A 4,099-nucleotide genomic window follows, 5' to 3' on the forward strand; every position below is an offset into this window, starting at 1 on the left:
TCAGTTCAGATTGCACTCTGCAACTCGAGTGCATGAAGGTGGAATCGCTAGTAATCGTAGATCAGCATGCTACGGTGAATACGTTCCCGGGCCTTGTACACACCGCCCGTCACACCATGGGAGTTGGTTTTACCCGAAGGTGCTGCGCCAACCGCAAGGAGGCAGGCAACCACGGTAGGGTCAGCGACTGGGGTGAAGTCGTAACAAGGTAGCCGTAGGGGAACCTGCGGCTGGATCACCTCCTTTCTAAGGATGACTGTTCAGGTCTGGTTTATTCCGGGTCTCTTCGGTCTCTTCAGAACATAGGAAGCCAAGTTCTTAACCGGCTTGAGCTTCGAAATGCGGAGCATCGTCGTCTTCGTTTCTCTTTCTTCAAGGACAAGCTTTGTGCCGGAGCTCTGGTGTGGATCACACCGGGGGTTTTGGCATGAGGGCGCCGGCTGTATGAGGTTGGTCAGGGACGGGCTTGTAGCTCAGTTGGTTAGAGCGCGCGCTTGATAAGCGTGAGGTCGGAAGTTCAAGTCTTCCCAGGCCCACCACTCTGACCTCTGTGCTGTTGGCGTCGACCGGGGTGACCTGGAAGGGGCTATAGCTCAGCTGGGAGAGCGCCTGATTTGCATTCAGGAGGTCGTCGGTTCGATCCCGTCTGGCTCCACCACCATCATCTGATGTGGTGTCGAGATCTTGTCCTGAGGAAGAAACGTTTTTCCAGGTGGCCGTGGGCGCGAGCTCGGGTCATCCGGTGTTGTTTGACATGGTAAAGAGACATTCATCCGGTTGCGACTGGCCCGCTGGGGCTGGAAGCAAATCCCCGGGCGAATTTTGGTTTGGTCATCGCAAGATGGTCGGATCGGAAGGAGCCCACTGCGTGTGCAAAGCTCAAATCTTGGAGCGCACATGAGCCGGATGGATGGTGAAGCAAGATGGTCTTTCTAATCATATTCAGGGTGCTGCTCTATCGAGGGGCGGGCCTGGAGCGCTGCGAGGCGTTCTACTCATAGCAATATGGGGTGAGTATCGATAATGAGAGCGATCAAGCGTCTTAAGGGCATTCGGTGGATGCCTTGGCACTGAGAGGCGATGAAGGACGTGGTACGCTGCGAAAAGCTTCGGGGAGCTGCGAACAAGCTTTGATCCGAAGATATCCGAATGGGGAAACCCACTTCCGACAATTGTTATTTTGAGGTTGTGAGGCTGGTGCAGCAATGTGCCGGTCGCGCGGCTTTGGACTAACAATTGTCACAAGGAGGTATTTAGTCCCTGAATACATAGGGGATTAAAAGCGAACCCGGGGAACTGAAACATCTAAGTACCCGGAGGAAAGGACATCAACCGAGACTCCGTTAGTAGTGGCGAGCGAACGCGGACCAGGCCAGTGCTCTTCTTTGAGTCAGCAAAAGCAGATGGAAAGCTGCACGTCAGTGGGTGATAGTCCCGTATGCGACGATGATGAGAAGAGACATGAGTAGGGCGGGGCACGTGAAACCCTGTCTGAACGTGGGGGGACCACCCTCCAAGCCTAAGTACTCCTCAGTGACCGATAGCGAACCAGTACCGTGAGGGAAAGGTGAAAAGATCCCCGACGAGGGGAGTGAAACAGATCCTGAAACCGGATGCCTACAAACAGGTGGAGCCTGCAATGGTGACACCGTACCTTTTGTATAATGGGCCAGCGACTTAGTGAGACGAGCAAGCTTAAGCCGATAGGTGGAGGCGCAGCGAAAGCGAGTCTGAACAGGGCGTTCAGTTCGTCTTATTAGACCCGAAACCGATGTGATCTAGCCATGAGCAGGTTGAAGGTGGGGTAACACCCACTGGAGGACCGAACCGGTGTCTGTTGAAAAAGCCTCGGATGACTTGTGGCTAGGGGTGAAAGGCCAATCAAACTCGGAAATAGCTGGTTCTCCGCGAAAACTATTTAGGTAGTGCGTCGCACGAATACTCCAGGGGGTAGAGCACTGGATGGGCTAGGGGGTCTTACCGACCTACCAAACCTAACCAAACTCCGAATACCTGGAAGTACTATGCGGCAGACAGACGGCGGGTGCTAACGTCCGTCGTCGAGAGGGAAAAAACCCTGACCACCAGCTAAGGCCCCTAATTCATGGCTAAGTGGTAAAGGATGTGAGGATCCCATAACAACCAGGAGGTTGGCTTAGAAGCAGCCATCCTTTAAAGAAAGCGTAACAGCTCACTGGTCTAAACAAGGGTCTTTGCGCCGAAAATGTAACGGGGCTCAAGCCATGAGCCGAAGCTGTGGGCTCGCAAGAGCGGTAGCGGAGCGTTCCATAGGCCTGTGAAGGGTTATCCGTGAGGAGGCCTGGAGGTATTGGAAGTGCGAATGCTGGCATGAGTAACGACAAACAGTGTGAGAGACACTGTCGCCGAAAGTCCAAGGGTTCCTGCGTAAAGCTAATCTGCGCAGGGTTAGTCGGCCCCTAAGGCGAGGCTGAAAAGCGTAGTCGATGGGAACAAGGTGAATATTCCTTGACCAGTGGGTAGTGACGGATCTCTTCCGTGGTGTGGTCTTATTGGATTGACCGTGCCATCACGAGGTTCCAGGAAATAGCTCCCACAATAGACCGTACCCGAAACCGACACAGGTGGACTGGTAGAGTATACCAAGGCGCTTGAGAGAACTATGCTGAAGGAACTCGGCAATTTGCCTCCGTAACTTCGGGATAAGGAGGCCTCGTTCGTGGGCAACCATGGGCGAGGGGCACAAACTAGGGGGTGGCGACTGTTTAACAAAAACACAGGGCTCTGCAAAGCCGCAAGGCGACGTATAGGGTCTGACGCCTGCCCGGTGCCGGAAGGTTAAGAGGAGAGGTGCAAGCTTTGAATCGAAGCCCCGGTAAACGGCGGCCGTAACTATAACGGTCCTAAGGTAGCGAAATTCCTTGTCGGGTAAGTTCCGACCTGCACGAATGGCGTAACGATCTCCCCGCTGTCTCCAGCATAGACTCAGTGAAATTGAATTCCCCGTGAAGATGCGGGGTACCTGCGCTTAGACGGAAAGACCCCGTGCACCTTTACTATAACTTTACACTGGCATTCGTGCTTGCATGTGTAGGATAGGTGGTAGGCTATGAAGCTTGGGCGCCAGCCCGGGTGGAGCCACCCTTGAAATACCACCCTTACGATCATGGATGTCTAACCGCGACCCGTCATCCGGGCCCGGGACAGTGTATGGTGGGTAGTTTGACTGGGGCGGTCGCCTCCCAAAGAGTAACGGAGGCGTGCGACGGTGGGCTCAGAGCGGTCGGAAATCGCTCGTCGAGTGCAATGGCATAAGCCCGCCTGACTGCGAGACTGACAAGTCGAGCAGAGACGAAAGTCGGCCATAGTGATCCGGTGGTCCGTTGTGGAACGGCCATCGCTCAACGAATAAAAGGTACGCCGGGGATAACAGGCTGATGATTCCCAAGAGTCCATATCGACGGAATCGTTTGGCACCTCGATGTCGACTCATCACATCCTGGGGCTGGAGAAGGTCCCAAGGGTTCGGCTGTTCGCCGATTAAAGTGGTACGTGAGTTGGGTTCAAAACGTCGTGAGACAGTTTGGTCCCTATCTGGCGTGGGCGTAGGAGAATTGAGAGGATCTGTCCTTAGTACGAGAGGACCGGGATGGACGTACCTCTGGTGGACCTGTTGTGGCGCCAGCCGCAGTGCAGGGTAGCTATGTACGGTCGGGATAACCGCTGAAGGCATCTAAGCGGGAAACCCACCTCAAGATGAGTTCTCCCTCGAAAGCCGTGGTAGACCACCACGTTGATAGGCCGGGTGTGGAAGCGGAGCGATCCGTGCAGCTTACCGGTACTAATAGCTTGATCGGCTTGATCGCTCTCATTTATCGATACTCACGATGAGAAGGCCTCATCCTGAAAGGGGTGACCTGATCGCGACATGAAGACATGTCGCTGCGGTCACCTTTGACGATTGCTACGCAATCGCAAAGACCATCTTATGTGCTTCGCGCGACAAACACTTCGTATTTGTCGCTGCGCACATTGCCGACGATTTGCTCAAGCAAATCGCGCGGGCTTCAATTGTCTTTCGCCGGCCTGGTGGCACTAGCGAGGAGCCTGAACCCGATCC

At 54.5% G+C, this 4,099-nt stretch carries 2 tRNA genes and 2 rRNA genes; all 4 read left to right on the top strand.

What is annotated here, in order from left to right:
* Positions 1-246: ribosomal RNA gene (locus tag QQL24_RS31930) — 16S ribosomal RNA — on the top strand; the annotation flags it as partial.
* A gap of 216 nt (positions 247-462) precedes the next feature.
* Positions 463-539, top strand: a tRNA-Ile gene (locus QQL24_RS31935).
* Positions 540-582: 43 nt separating this feature from the next.
* Positions 583-658, top strand: a tRNA-Ala gene (locus QQL24_RS31940).
* A 373-nt stretch (positions 659-1,031) separates the two neighbouring features.
* Positions 1,032-3,845, top strand: a 23S ribosomal RNA gene (locus QQL24_RS31945).
* Positions 3,846-4,099 lie beyond the last annotated feature (254 nt).

The sequence above is a fragment of the Labrys miyagiensis genome (genome assembly GCF_030160835.1).
Lineage (GTDB): Bacteria > Pseudomonadota > Alphaproteobacteria > Rhizobiales > Labraceae > Labrys > Labrys miyagiensis.